Annotated in this window: 14 protein-coding genes; 7 read left to right on the top strand and 7 right to left on the bottom strand. The window is 45.0% G+C overall.

Annotated features, from left to right (window positions below):
* Positions 1-118: 118 nt before the first annotated feature.
* The 3 genes from L9Q39_RS10200 to L9Q39_RS10190 form a co-directional block, all read right to left on the bottom strand.
* On the bottom strand, positions 119-310 hold the full coding sequence (locus L9Q39_RS10200; RefSeq protein WP_237484961.1) for a DUF4250 domain-containing protein: 192 nt from the start codon (positions 308-310) through the stop codon (positions 119-121).
* Positions 311-319: 9 nt separating this feature from the next.
* The gene (locus L9Q39_RS10195; RefSeq protein ID WP_237484960.1) at positions 320-526 is read right to left on the bottom strand and encodes a YaeP family protein; all 207 of its coding nucleotides are present in this window, start codon (positions 524-526) and stop codon (positions 320-322) included.
* Positions 527-662: 136 nt separating this feature from the next.
* Complete coding sequence (locus L9Q39_RS10190; protein WP_237484959.1) at positions 663-2,132, bottom strand: aminoacyl-histidine dipeptidase; 1,470 nt, start codon at positions 2,130-2,132, stop codon at positions 663-665.
* A 930-nt stretch (positions 2,133-3,062) separates the two neighbouring features.
* Between L9Q39_RS10190 and L9Q39_RS10185 the strand changes: the two genes are divergently transcribed.
* The 6 genes from L9Q39_RS10185 to L9Q39_RS10160 all read left to right on the top strand — a co-directional run bounded on the left by L9Q39_RS10185 (position 3,063) and on the right by L9Q39_RS10160 (position 9,306).
* Complete coding sequence (locus L9Q39_RS10185) at positions 3,063-4,355, top strand: NCS2 family permease (RefSeq protein ID WP_237484958.1); 1,293 nt, start codon at positions 3,063-3,065, stop codon at positions 4,353-4,355.
* A 31-nt stretch (positions 4,356-4,386) separates the two neighbouring features.
* On the top strand, positions 4,387-4,851 hold the full coding sequence (gene gpt / locus L9Q39_RS10180) for a xanthine phosphoribosyltransferase (protein ID WP_237484957.1): 465 nt from the start codon (positions 4,387-4,389) through the stop codon (positions 4,849-4,851).
* An 88-nt stretch (positions 4,852-4,939) separates the two neighbouring features.
* Positions 4,940-6,187, top strand: coding sequence for an esterase FrsA (gene frsA, locus L9Q39_RS10175; RefSeq protein WP_237484956.1), 1,248 nt, complete (start codon positions 4,940-4,942; stop codon positions 6,185-6,187).
* Between the two features lie 129 nt (positions 6,188-6,316).
* Positions 6,317-6,724, top strand: coding sequence for a sigma factor-binding protein Crl (gene crl / locus L9Q39_RS10170; RefSeq protein WP_237484955.1), 408 nt, complete (start codon positions 6,317-6,319; stop codon positions 6,722-6,724).
* Between the two features lie 177 nt (positions 6,725-6,901).
* Positions 6,902-8,038 (top strand): glutamate 5-kinase, encoded by a 1,137-nt coding sequence (gene proB, locus L9Q39_RS10165; protein ID WP_237484954.1) that lies wholly within the window; start codon positions 6,902-6,904, stop codon positions 8,036-8,038.
* 17 nt (positions 8,039-8,055) lie between these two features.
* On the top strand, positions 8,056-9,306 hold the full coding sequence (locus tag L9Q39_RS10160) for a glutamate-5-semialdehyde dehydrogenase (protein WP_237484953.1): 1,251 nt from the start codon (positions 8,056-8,058) through the stop codon (positions 9,304-9,306).
* Positions 9,307-9,384: 78 nt separating this feature from the next.
* On the opposite strand, the gene L9Q39_RS10155 is transcribed toward L9Q39_RS10160, so the two are convergent.
* Positions 9,385-9,837, bottom strand: coding sequence for a YaiI/YqxD family protein (locus L9Q39_RS10155; RefSeq protein ID WP_237484952.1), 453 nt, complete (start codon positions 9,835-9,837; stop codon positions 9,385-9,387).
* Positions 9,830-10,123, bottom strand: coding sequence for a hypothetical protein (locus L9Q39_RS10150; protein ID WP_237484951.1), 294 nt, complete (start codon positions 10,121-10,123; stop codon positions 9,830-9,832). Before L9Q39_RS10150 ends, L9Q39_RS10155 begins: the two co-directional genes overlap by 8 nt.
* A gap of 713 nt (positions 10,124-10,836) precedes the next feature.
* On the opposite strand from L9Q39_RS10150, the gene L9Q39_RS10145 reads away from it, so the two are divergent.
* Complete coding sequence (locus tag L9Q39_RS10145) at positions 10,837-11,412, top strand: GNAT family N-acetyltransferase (RefSeq protein ID WP_237484950.1); 576 nt, start codon at positions 10,837-10,839, stop codon at positions 11,410-11,412.
* Here the strand turns inward: L9Q39_RS10145 and L9Q39_RS10140 are convergent.
* Together L9Q39_RS10140 and L9Q39_RS10135 are read right to left on the bottom strand one after the other, a co-directional pair.
* The gene (locus L9Q39_RS10140) at positions 11,303-11,599 is read right to left on the bottom strand and encodes a DUF3301 domain-containing protein (RefSeq protein ID WP_237484949.1); all 297 of its coding nucleotides are present in this window, start codon (positions 11,597-11,599) and stop codon (positions 11,303-11,305) included. The genes L9Q39_RS10145 and L9Q39_RS10140 overlap by 110 nt on opposite strands.
* An 11-nt stretch (positions 11,600-11,610) precedes the next feature.
* Positions 11,611-12,648, bottom strand: a complete 1,038-nt coding sequence (locus tag L9Q39_RS10135) for a DUF3549 family protein (RefSeq protein WP_237484948.1) — start codon at positions 12,646-12,648, stop codon at positions 11,611-11,613.
* Positions 12,649-12,767: the final 119 nt, after the last annotated feature.

Genomic DNA, 12,767 nt, shown 5'->3' with positions numbered 1-12,767 from the left:
TTTTTGCGAACAAATAGCTTTAGATAACAAGCCGCTTTAGTTAATAAACCGCTTTAGTTAACAAACAGGCCACCTTTTCGGTGGCCTGTTTCATTTGGCTGGATGACTCACGACTAAATTAGCGGAACTGTCCCGCCTCACTCAGAAAATCAAAACCCGCAGCCGCCAGTTTGTCGATCAGTGCCTGCTTGTCGATATCAAAGTAGCGAACCAATTGGTCGAGGTCACCGGAGAAATCGTCTCTCAATTTCATATTGATGATGCTCATCAACATCACTGGGTCCATGTTATTAAAATTTGCTAAATCCATGATACCGCCTTACTGATCGTCGAAGTCAGAAATCAGTAGGTTAGCAGCAGCAAATGCGGCGCTTTCACGCGTATCTTTTGGCAGAGACTCATCTGCAGCAATATCATTCAGGGTTTTTAAGGCACAGGTGATGGCTTGAGGAATATATCCTTGATCGCCGCTACCAATTTGAGCGTAGATTTCACGAACTAGAGGACAGCAGTCGTAAACTTGCATAATGGATTCTCTTTGAAGTTGATACTGGTTCTCAATATATACTTATCGCCCCATGACCTCAATTGTCGACGGGGTTTAGGTATAAAAAAAGCCGCTGCGTTTGTTTCGCAGTCGGCTTTAAAATAAGCGCTAGGTGCTAGGCTTTAGAGGGGATGGCTTCTAGGAGTGCGACCATTTGATTCCAATATAGCTCAACGGTGTCAATTTTCACTTTCTCGTCAGGAGAATGTGGGAACTTGATTGTTGGACCAAAGGAAACCATATCCATTTGCGGGTAAGGTTCTTTAAATAGACCACACTCAAGACCAGCGTGAATCACCATGATGTTTGGTTTGTTACCATAGATGCCTTCATACATGTCACGGAACACTGCCATGATCTCTGAATCTGGATCAGGTTTCCAACCAGGGTAAGCACCTGAACAAGTGATGGTTGCACCAGCAAGCTCAGCAACAGAAGCGAGCATGCTTTCCACCTGCTCACGTCCAGAATCAATCAGTGAGCGGATTAAACATAGCACCTGAACGTTATCTTGCTCAGTCGTAATCACACCAAGGTTAAGAGACGTTTCTACCACACCTTGAATATCGTCGCTCATGCGAATCACACCGTTAGGGCATGCGTTAAGCGCAGCGATAAAGCGGTTTTGAGTCTCTAATGCAAACACGTCTTGCAGTTCGGCTGTCTCATTAAATGAAACAATATCGGTTTCCACAGCACCAAGCTCACTAGAGAGTAGACGGGTGAAATGCTTATAGAGTTGATTCAATTTGGCAAGGTTGCTCTCTGGAATCGCAAGCGTGACAAAAGCTTCACGAGGAATTGCATTGCGCAGGCTACCACCACGGAATTCGATCAAACGCGCATCCAATTCTTGAGCGTGTCCAGCAAGGAAACGCGCTAACAGCTTGTTGGCATTGCCTCTGCCGGTATGAATATCACAACCCGAGTGACCACCTTTAAGACCTTTAAGGGTCAATTGTTGAGCCACATAGCCCGCAGGCGCTGATTCACGAGTAATATCAAAAGAGATTGCCGCGTCGATACCGCCAGCACAACCCATGTAAACTTCACCTTCTTGCTCTGAATCGGTGTTAAGCAGGATATCACCCTCTAACCAACCCGCTTCTAAGCCGAAAGCACCGGTCATACCCGCTTCTTCGTCAATGGTTAATAATACTTCTAGTGGACCGTGTTTTATCTCATTCGATGCCAGTACCGCTAGGCAACTAGCCATACCAATACCGTTGTCAGCCCCGAGCGTTGTCCCTTTCGCAGTGACCCATTCACCGTCGATATACGGTTGAATAGGATCTTTGGTGAAGTCATGATCGGTGTCTTCATTTTTCTGCGGCACCATATCAATATGCGCTTGCAGCACCACACCCTTCTTGTTTTCCATTCCAGCCGTCGCCGGCTTTTTGATGAAAACGTTGCCAGTTTTATCACGCTTAACGTCTAAGCCTTGCTCTTGTGCCCAGGTAACAATGTACTGAGCCAATGCTTCTTCGTGCTTAGATGGATGAGGAATCGAACAGATTTTGTCAAAGAACTGCCATAACGGAGCGGGTGACAGTTGACTAATTTCAGAGTGGAATTCAGACACAGAACTCTCCTTTTAAATGCGCTTTACTAGATAGTTGTTGTTACAAAAAGACCTTCAGTTAGCGAGTCTCTCTGTTTTTCTAGTGATTGTTAGACATAAAGAATACCACCAGTCGTGTATCGGGAGTAGTGTTGATTTTCGTTCGCATCAAGGATACTCCTAGGTAAAACCGACTACAGCGACCCTAAATCCTACAGTGATGGCAACTAGAGGGTACAACGCTGCCAATGGTGACCCACTGCCAACGGCAAATATTGACCGTGCATTTTGAATAATGTTTCTTATTGTTAACAATTGAGCAGCTATCTTTTTGTAAGTTTCCTACACATTAAGGATGAAAAAGCGACTATTTGCAGTTTTAGGTGATTTAGATCACTTTAATGGTTGTAATTAAACTTCATTGTGATAATATTGTTGCCAGTTGAGTGGTTCAACTACCTATTTCACAACTTGAGGTCGAAAGAGTTCGAGTTTTGACAAGGTGTTGTTAACGGAAGATGAGAGCTGTTTAGAACACCTTGTTGCTGCTAGCTGCAGAGAGTGAAAGTTTTATACCCCTATATTTTGAGAAATTGTTGTTGATTGCACCCCCAATTGCTAATCAAATTATTCTACCGCCACTCCTATGAGTGGCGTTTTTTTTGCCTATCGGCATTGTCTATACTTCCTGATCCCTAATACTTTCTTAAACCCCAAGCCTTTCGATGACTTTATTGATAAAAGTATAAAAATAGAGCAGCTAATTTGGGCAAGTATTTATAGTGTAAGTGACTGATATAACGGGAAAGGATTACGGTTCAAGTTTCATGCTTTTGTAACAAAAACAAACTTAGAGTTAAAATTCTAACTAGAAATTGCTTTTTGATAACCTTATAATCGCGCCAATCGTTTACGCAACCGTTTACTTTTTATTCATTTAGGGATATTGATATGCTCGAGAGGCTATTTAAGCTCAGTGAGAATGGCACCACCGTTCGTACTGAGGTCATCGCAGGTTTAACAACCTTCCTGACGATGGCTTATATTATTTTTGTTAACCCGGCAATTCTTTCGGACGCTGGCATGGATCGCGGCGCAGTATTTGTAGCAACCTGTTTGGCTGCTGCAATTGGCTGTTTTATCATGGGTTTTGTGGCTAACTACCCAATTGCTCAAGCACCAGGTATGGGTTTAAACGCCTTCTTTACCTACGCTGTCGTTTTAGGTATGGGTCACACTTGGCAAGTTGCACTTGCTGCGGTGTTCTGTTCAGGTATTCTGTTCATTCTATTGAGCGTGTTTAAGATTCGTGAGTGGATTATTAACTCCATTCCAATGTCTCTTAGAACGGGTATCTCTGCAGGTATCGGCTTATTTCTTGCCTTTATCGCGCTAAAAAATGCCGGTATCGTTGTTGATAATCCAGCGACTTTCGTTTCTTTGGGTCATATCACTTCATTACCTGCTGTGCTTGCTTCGCTTGGTTTCTTCCTAACTATTGCTTTGGTTCACCGTGGTCTTAAAGGCGCGGTTATGATTGCAATTCTTGCGGTCACTGCACTTGGCATTATCTTTGGTGACGTAAAGTGGGGCGGTCTGATGTCTGTGCCGCCAAGCATTGCACCTACTTTTATGCAGCTTGATTTCTCTTCAGTATTTGAACTCGGCATGATCTCGGTTGTTTTTGCTTTCCTATTTGTTGACCTGTTTGACACTGCGGGCACGTTGGTTGGTGTGGCTCAAAAAGCAGACCTGATCGACAAAGACGGCAAGATCCCTCGTTTAAACAAAGCACTGCTTGCTGACTCAACTGCAACATCGGTTGGTGCGTTGCTAGGTACATCAAATACGACCTCATTCGTTGAGAGTACAGCGGGTGTTGCTGTTGGCGGTCGTACAGGATTAACTGCAGTTGTTGTTGGCATTTTGTTCGTACTTGCATTATTCTTCTCGCCTTTAGCTGGTATGATCCCAGCTTACGCGACAGCGGGTGCGTTATTTTACGTTGCGATTTTGATGATGTCTGGTCTGGTTAGTATTGACTGGAGAGACATTACAGAAGCGGCACCAGTTGTTGTTACTTGTTTATTAATGCCGCTTACTTTCTCTATTGCGGAAGGTATTTCATTAGGTTTCATTGCTTATGCAGCGATTAAAGCGATGAGTGGTAAAGGTCGCGATGTTTCCATGAGCGTATGGGTAATGTCTGCTATCTTTATTGTCAAATACGTATTCGCTGGATAATCAGCTTATAGTCTTTTATTAGGTTTTTATTATGGCTAACAAATTCATCATCACATGGGACAATATGCACGCATATTGCCGTCAACTTGCTGAGCGTCAAATGCCAGCAGAACAGTGGAAAGGCATTATCGGCGTTAGCCGTGGCGGTCTAGTACCAGCAGCGATTCTTGCTCGTGAACTGGGTATTCGCTTTGTAGATACCGTTTGTATCTCTAGCTACGATCACGATCATCAACGTGATATGACAGTACTTAAAGCACCTGAGCACGATGGTGAAGGTTACCTAATCGTCGACGACCTAGTAGACAGCGGTGATACAGCACGCAAAATTCGTGAAATGTATCCAAAGGCTAAGCTAATCACAGTATGTGCTAAGCCAGCGGGTGTTGAGCTCGTTGATGAGTACATTGTTGATATCGCACAAGATTGCTGGATTGAGCAACCTTGGGATATGGCACTATCTTATGTTGAGCCAATCAACCGCAAGCAAAAATAAGATGCTTTCGCAATATTTGTAAAAATGACCCTGTATTGGGTCATTTTTTTTATTACTATAGAAGCTCCTGTCATTATTAGGTGCCGGTATGTCTCAAGAAACCAGTAAGAATATCTCTGAAACCTTGTTTGAAAAACACAAGCAGGCCAAGGAAACCTCCCACCTTATTCGCTATATGCCGAGTAGTGAAACTATCTTGCAGCAGCGACGAGCTGAAAATCCAACCTCTTGGTATCGAAATGTATTGCGTTTTCAGTGGGCGTGGCAGGGTATCGATCCCATAGAGCAAGAGGCTGTGCTGTCTCGTATTGCTGGCTCTAAACACTCTCGCACTGAAGATGCGTGGTTGGATACGGTAATGGGTTATCACAGTGGCAACTGGAATTATGAGTGGACACGTTTGGGCATGATGCATCAAAAGCGTGCCAACGATTTAACGGGTGAGCAGGCGGCAGAACAGCTGTTTACGGCTTCTTTGTGCTTTAGCATTGCTGGTTACCCGCATCTCAAGAAAGACAATTTAGCCATCCAATCCCAAGTTCTCGCCAATACAGCCTATAACGAAGCGGCCAAACGCACTGATTATGTGATCAAACAGATAGAAGTTCCGTATAAAGGCAAAAGAATCACCACTAACCTGCATCTGGTGAGCACTGAAAAGCCACAACCGGTTGTTATTGTCAGTGCGGGTTTGGATTCGCTGCAAACGGATATGTGGCGCTTGTTTAGAGACTTTCTTGCCCCAGCCGGTATCGCGATGTTGACGGTGGACATGCCTTCGATAGGGCACAGTTCCCATTGGCAATTGACCGAAGACTCTTCCTGCTTACATCAGGCTGTTTTAGATGAGTTACCCAAAATCCCGTGGGTAGACCAATTCAGAGTGGGGTTATTAGGTTTTCGTTTTGGTGGCAACGCCATGGTAAGACTGTCGTTTTTGGAGCAGCAGAAAGTCAAAGCTTGCGTAGCGATAGGTGCGCCTATTCATGATTTATTGACCAGCCCAAGCAAGATTCAACAGATGCCCAAAATGTATTTAGATATGCTGGGTTCGCGGTTAGGTAAAGATGTGGTCGATATTGGCAGCCTTTCCGGGCAGTTGATGGCTTGGTCACTAAAAATACAAGGCTTTCTCTCATCTCGTCGTACTCGGGTGCCTATCCTTGCTTTGAGTCTTGAGGGGGATTTGGTATCGCCAATGTCGGATAATCGTTTAGTGGCTATGTTCAGTGATTACGGTAAGGCAAAGAAAATTCCAGCAAAAGAACTGGCAAAGGGTTATGAAGAATCGTTGGATATGGCGATAAAGTGGTTGGAAGATGAGCTATTAAAGTGACCTGTGTTCCATATTAGTTAAATTTGAAATAACCATGTAATCAAATCTATGATAAAAAATAGAATAAAGATTAAAAATATAAATTATCACGGTTAACGCTTTTATTTAATTTAAATATGGAGTTTATCAATGTCAGAAGCAGCAAAAAAGTCAGAAGCGGCAAAGAAACCAACGCACTATCGGCTAGTATCGGCTCTCAAAGCCATTGGACCTTATCTTCGCGAGGCGCTCTGTAAAGAAGGAGCCTACCATTTCGACTGTTTATCTGTCTGCGTTGACGACAAAAAATCTCCAGAGGATAGAGAGTTTTGGGGATGGTGGCTCGACTTGTACCAAGATGGAGAACAGTTTGAAGCGGTTTATCAAATTGGTCTCTACGACCAGGCTGGCGTATGGAAAACAGAGGTTGCCCCAGCCGCGGCGGTTGATGAAATCACTCGTACTCAAGAAATATTCCATCAAAAATTGGTGGAAGTATTACAGTCCAAGTTTGATTTTCAGGTTGTAGTGGGCGAACAATCGGCAGAATTTGTTTAATTAAAGAGTCCCAGCGTCACACCTATCGTTTTTTCCTTTCCTATCACTTAAGATGACGCTATTGCAGCGTCTCTTGGGTGATTGTTGCTTTAGTTGATATTTTACTTGTGCTAAGCAAGTTAGATTGCTAAAACATTACCCCTTTATTTTTTTATTCACATCTAGCTGAAAGTTAACATGGCATCTGAAATACATGGTCAACAGACAACGAAACAAACGGTTGTCGTAAAATTAGGCACAAGCGTATTAACGGGCGGTTCACTGGCATTGAATAAAGCTCATATGGTAGAGCTTGTCAGGCAGTGCGCTGAATTAATTAAGCAAGGGCATGCGGTTGTATTGGTTTCCTCTGGCGCCATCGCCGCCGGTCGTGAACACCTTGGTTACCCCGAATTGCCCAATGCCATGTCCAGTAAGCAACTGCTTGCGGCTGTTGGACAAAGTCAGTTGATCCAAGTTTGGGAATCTCTGTTCTCTATTTATGGTCTAAAGATCGGTCAGATGCTACTGACAAGAGCGGACTTAGAAGATCGTGAACGCTTTCTCAATGCGAGAGACACGATTAATGCCTTAGTCGAGCATGGGATTATTCCCGTGGTTAACGAAAACGACGCTGTGGCAACCACCGAGATCAAAGTGGGTGACAACGACAATCTCTCCGCGCTGGTGGGTATCCTTTGTGGTGCGGATAAGTTGTTACTGCTTACTGACCAAGCCGGTTTGTTTACTGCCGATCCTCGCACCAACCCTGATGCGGAGCTTATTCGTGAAGTCACCACGATTGATGAGACTCTGCGTAAGATTGCAGGTGGCAGCGGTACCACTCTGGGAACGGGTGGCATGGCAACCAAGTTGCAAGCCGCCGACATTGCGCGTCGAGCTGGTATTGAGGTTATTATTGCCGCCGGTAGTGCTCCGAATGTGGTTGCAGACTCGCTTTCTGATAACCCTCAGGGCACCCGATTCCTGCCACTGCCGGAAGCGTTGGAAAACCGTAAGCGTTGGATTCTGGCCGGACCGTCAGCCTCTGGCGACTTGGTGGTTGATGCTGGTGCGGTAAACGCTGTTATCGGCAAAGGGAGCAGTCTGCTTGCCAAAGGCGTGGTTTCCGTTTCCGGTCACTTTTCCCGTGGTGAGGTGGTTAGGATTACGACAACAGATGGACAATTAATCGCTAAAGGAATCAGCGGTTACTCTGACAGCGATATGCTTAAGATAGTGGGTAAACACAGTAAAGATATCAATAGTATCTTAGGTTATGATTACGGCGCAGAAGTGATTCACCGTGACGATATGGTTGTCATTCAAGAATAGTATTCACAGGATTATTTATGGACATGATTAAACTCGGTCAAGCGGCCAAACAAGCAAGCTTTACTCTGGCAACCGCGTCAACAAAGCAAAAAAACAGCGCACTGGAAATCATTGCGGATGAATTAGAAGCCAGCGCAGCCACTATTTTGGCAGCTAACGCAAAAGATATTGAGTTAGGTCGAGAAGCGGGTCTGACAGAGGCATTGCTTGACCGTCTGTTGCTTAACGAAGCGCGCCTTAAGGGTATTGCAGATGACGTTCGTAACGTTATTACTCTTGATGATCCTGTGGGCAGTGAACTTGACAGTCGTATTCTTGAAAATGGCATGAGCCTGGCAAAGCGCCGCGTACCGCTTGGCGTGGTTGGGGTGATCTATGAAGCTCGTCCAAACGTGACCATTGATATTGCTGCGCTCTGTTTAAAAACGGGTAATGCGAGTATCTTGCGCGGTGGTAAAGAAACTTTCTACTCCAATATGGAATTGGTTAAGGTGATTCAATCGGCATTAGATAAAGCGGGTTTACCTGCGGCGTCGGTACAATACATTGAAAAACCTGACCGTGAGCTGGTCTCTCAGTTGCTAAAACTGGACGAGTATGTGGATATGATCATTCCTCGAGGTGGTGCTGGTCTGCACAAAATGTGTAAAGAGAACAGCAACATCCCTGTGATTATCGGTGGCTTTGGCATCAGTCATATTTTCGTTGATGAGAGTGCGGATCTTGAGCGTAGTTTAGATGTGGTTGAGAACTCTAAAGTACAACGTCCGTCGGCGTGTAACTCTTTGGACACCTTGCTATTGCATGAAGCGGTCGCGAAACAATTTATTCCGATGCTATACCAGCGTCTACATCAACGAGTCGAGTTTGTCGCTGCACCGACCGCATTGACCATTTTCGGTGAAAAAGAGGGCGTACGTGAAGCGAAACCGGGTGATTTTGATACCGAATGGCTTAGCTACACACTTGGCGTCAAGGTAGTTGGTGATATCGATCAGGCAATTGACCATATGCGCGTTCATAATGCGAGTCACTCAGATGCCATTATGACCAACAGCCTAGTGAATTCAGAGAAGTTTATTAACTCGGCGGGTTCAGCGGCAGTCTATGTCAACGCGTCCACTCGTTTTACTGATGGCGCGCAATTTGGTCTGGGTGCCGAAGTGGCGGTTTCAACCCAAAAACTGCATGCTCGCGGTCCAATGGGGCTTGAAGAGTTGACCAGTTACAAATGGGTCGGTAAAGCGGATTATTTGCCAAGAGCGTAATCGCAAGCGACTTAAAAATGACAAAGACCACCAAATGCGGTGGTCTTTGTCATTTTATCTGATTGAAAAACTCATGCCTCAACGAGCTGCTTTGGCTAAAAATTTGTCCAACTGATTAGCAAACTCACGTCTTTCCGTTTGTCCCAGAGGCGCAGGTCCTCCGGTTTGTACACCACTTGAGCGCATGGTTTCCATAAAGTCGCGAATGTTGAGCCTGGCTTTGATGGTGTCAGCCGTAAATAGCTCCCCGCGAGGACTCAGTGCTAGCGCTTTCTTACTAATCACTTCATCGGCAAGCGGGATGTCGGAGGTAATCACCAGATCCCCCTCAGTGACTCGCTTAACAATCTCGTTATCGGCAATGTCGAAGCCAGATGGTACGGTGATACTGTGAATATTGGCGCGTTTAGGGACAGGAACGGCGTGATTCGCAATAAACGTAAAGGTGAGCCCAGTTCGTTCAGCGGCTCGACATAGTGTTTCTCTGATTACCTTGGGACAGGCATCCGCATCAATCCATACTTTAACCATTTTTTTGTTCCAATAGCGTAATACGTTCTAACAGTTGGCGAACTTGACTCTCAAGCTCTGCGACTCGCTGTTCAAGTTTGTTGTCCTGCTGAGTGTCTTGCTCAGCAATTTCGACTTTTGGTACTCGCTTGGTGCTTTTCCAAGATTTAATGACGCTGATAATCGCAGGCATAGGGACTTTTGAGGTTAAGCGGGCTTTGACCAGTGCAACGGTGGGCTCTTTGCCCTCGCTATGTAGAGCATTAAGTACGGTTTCAATTTCAGTTGAAACATCTTTGGTAAGCATCGTTGTTATCCATTTTCGAGCATTAAACTGGCTAAGAGTATACCCAAATTACCTCAAGATGCGAGGTTCGGCAGAATCTGGTGGTTGCAGAAAGACCAGTTGTCTTGACTCGGCTAGTCAATCTACTAGGTTATTTTGGAAATCCTGTGTGAGACATCTCGCACAGTGACTGTGAGACAAAGAAAAGTTGGTTGGTGAATGTTTCGACAAATAATTTTTAACTGATTGATATATATAGTTGTTACACTTTGACATTTCTAACTGTGCAATGATCGATACAGAGTAATGCGGTTTTCTAGTCATCGTTTTGCGGTACATTAAACCCCGTAGAAAGGATACTCAGTAAAGACGGATTCTTTACTCTGCTACGTTGGATAGCAAATAGGTAAAATAGTTTTTTTGCCTATGAATGGATTTAAAGCTCATGGTTGAGCAAACGGAACACCATCAGGATTGTTGGACAAGGACACCGCTAAAGGATATGGCGACGTAAGCTGGTTGGGATAGTTAGCGTTATGGGAATATATGGACACCGCTAGGATGGCGATGATTTGGATTGAATGCTAAGGAAGTAGCATTGTTATGGATGATGCATGGAGCATTAAGAGTAGCCGGATCGCTGCGAGTAAGACCATAGCCCCAATACGCAAGTATTGGGGCTTTCTTATATTCGTAGTTCTGAGCGCTGACCACCGTTTCAAAGGAATTGAATTATGACGATTGTCACCCAAAGAACCTTGTTGGTTCCCTACACTGAAGAATTAGAGTCTGATTTTGTCATGCTCAATGTGTGCGCTAAAAATCGCCAGCATATGAATGGTGCTCACACGGTCGATTCTGCCAGAGCGCTGTTTCAAAAAGTGTTAACCGATAAGCAGCAGTATGCTTTTGCTGTGTTAGATATTCGAACGCGAGATTTTATTGGGCATGTCTTTATCAGCCTCAATGAACCTACCGCTGAGCTGGGCTATCTTTTCGATAAAAAATATTGGCGTCAAGGGTATGCGACAGAGGTGTTATCCGCTTTTGTTCCTGAGGCGATGAAGGCGCTTAGCCTTTCTGCTTTGTGCGCAAGTGTCGATATTGGTCATACCGCTTCTTTGCGTCTGCTAGATAAATTAGGTTTTGATTGGGTGAGTGAGGCAAGCGACGAGTTTGGCCCTTACCTCAATTACCAATTTATATACGATGCGGAGGAAGATGGAAGTTCAGCACACGAAAGCCTTTCATCACCAGTTTTGCGTGATACGCATCATCTCCAAGCGCAGAAAACTCAAATTCATAAATAGTATGCCAACCCCATCGACCGTTGGCATCTCTCAACCGATGTGAGCCGAGTGAAACACTCAGCACTTGCAGATCTAACTCTTTACACTTCCTTCGTACCGCAGAATTGGCGATCTCTGATTGTCTACGTTGTTGCCAAAATAGACCACAAAGACAACTGAGCGCCAGCAGCATTAATAGATTATCCATCTCTACCTCAATTAATGGGTGACACTGGATTGCAGTGCGACCAATGCCTTTGCCAGTTCTGGCGAAGGGCTCGAATGCAAAAGAGGTAACAGCACCAAACGCAAACTCGGTAGCATCACCAAATCGGCAAAGACTTGATTAAATAGACTCTGATTACCGGTTTGCGCTAAACGGATCAGAAACTGTTCAGCAATGGCTTGATCCGCCAGCGGTGTCCAGACTCGACCCGCGATGGCGATAAGGATCTCTTGATGACTCAGCAGTGGACTGGTCAAAATACGTGATACCAACTGATTGGCTGCTTGCGACTGACCTCCCGCTAAGGCTCGTACATAGGCAGAGAGTAGAAACAGATCCGGTTGCGAATCGTCGCACTCTTTATTGGCGAGCTCGGCGATAGTATCGGAAAGCTTGTCTGATAGGGTGACGTGCTCAAGCGCGCCAAGTAGCGCATATTGGGGTTGCTGGTGAACATGCCTTAAGGCGGTACGAACGATACGACTGTTGTCATCTTGATTTAGGCGCGCCGATATATCAGTAATACCCTGCAATCCAACGGTTTGCCAGTTGTCCCAACCCAGTTCACCTTGAAAGTAGTCTCTTGCATGACGGTAGTACTGACTCGGATCAAGATCCAGTTGAGCCTTTAAAAGGCTATGGAAAACCGCCAACTTATCCTCATTAGGTTTGAAGGTAAAAGGATTGTTCGCCAGCTTTTCTTGCTGCTTTTCCGACAGTTCACTACTTAAACGTGAGCCCATCGCTTCGATAACAAACTTAATAAACTGACCAATGTCTGCTTGTTTGAGTAAACCTCGTTCGTCCAACTCAAACTTTAATAACCAGATCCACGGCTGTCTGTTCTCATTCCAATAGGCGATAGCGAGTTGAGCTTGCCGCTGAATCGGATATGGGTAGGGTTGAGTCGCTTGTTCGACATTCTCAAACTGTCGGTTATCAATACGTTGCACACGACGCGAAAGGTCGTAAATCTGATATTGGCAGCCACTATTTTTCAGTAACTGAGTGAGGGTATGAATCGTATCCATGGAGCAGTTCCTAATATCGCCAGCGCTCATTGTATAACAGTACAGCGAAAGCTTATGTTTCTTGAGGTTGTTTACCTATAGATGGTATTCTACACGCAAATTTCAAGTCTTCGTGACTT

Origin of the sequence: Vibrio hippocampi, assembly GCF_921292975.1 — a bacterium.
GTDB classification, from domain to species: Bacteria; Pseudomonadota; Gammaproteobacteria; order Enterobacterales; family Vibrionaceae; genus Vibrio; species Vibrio hippocampi.
This window is presented reverse-complemented; position numbering and strand designations above follow the sequence as displayed.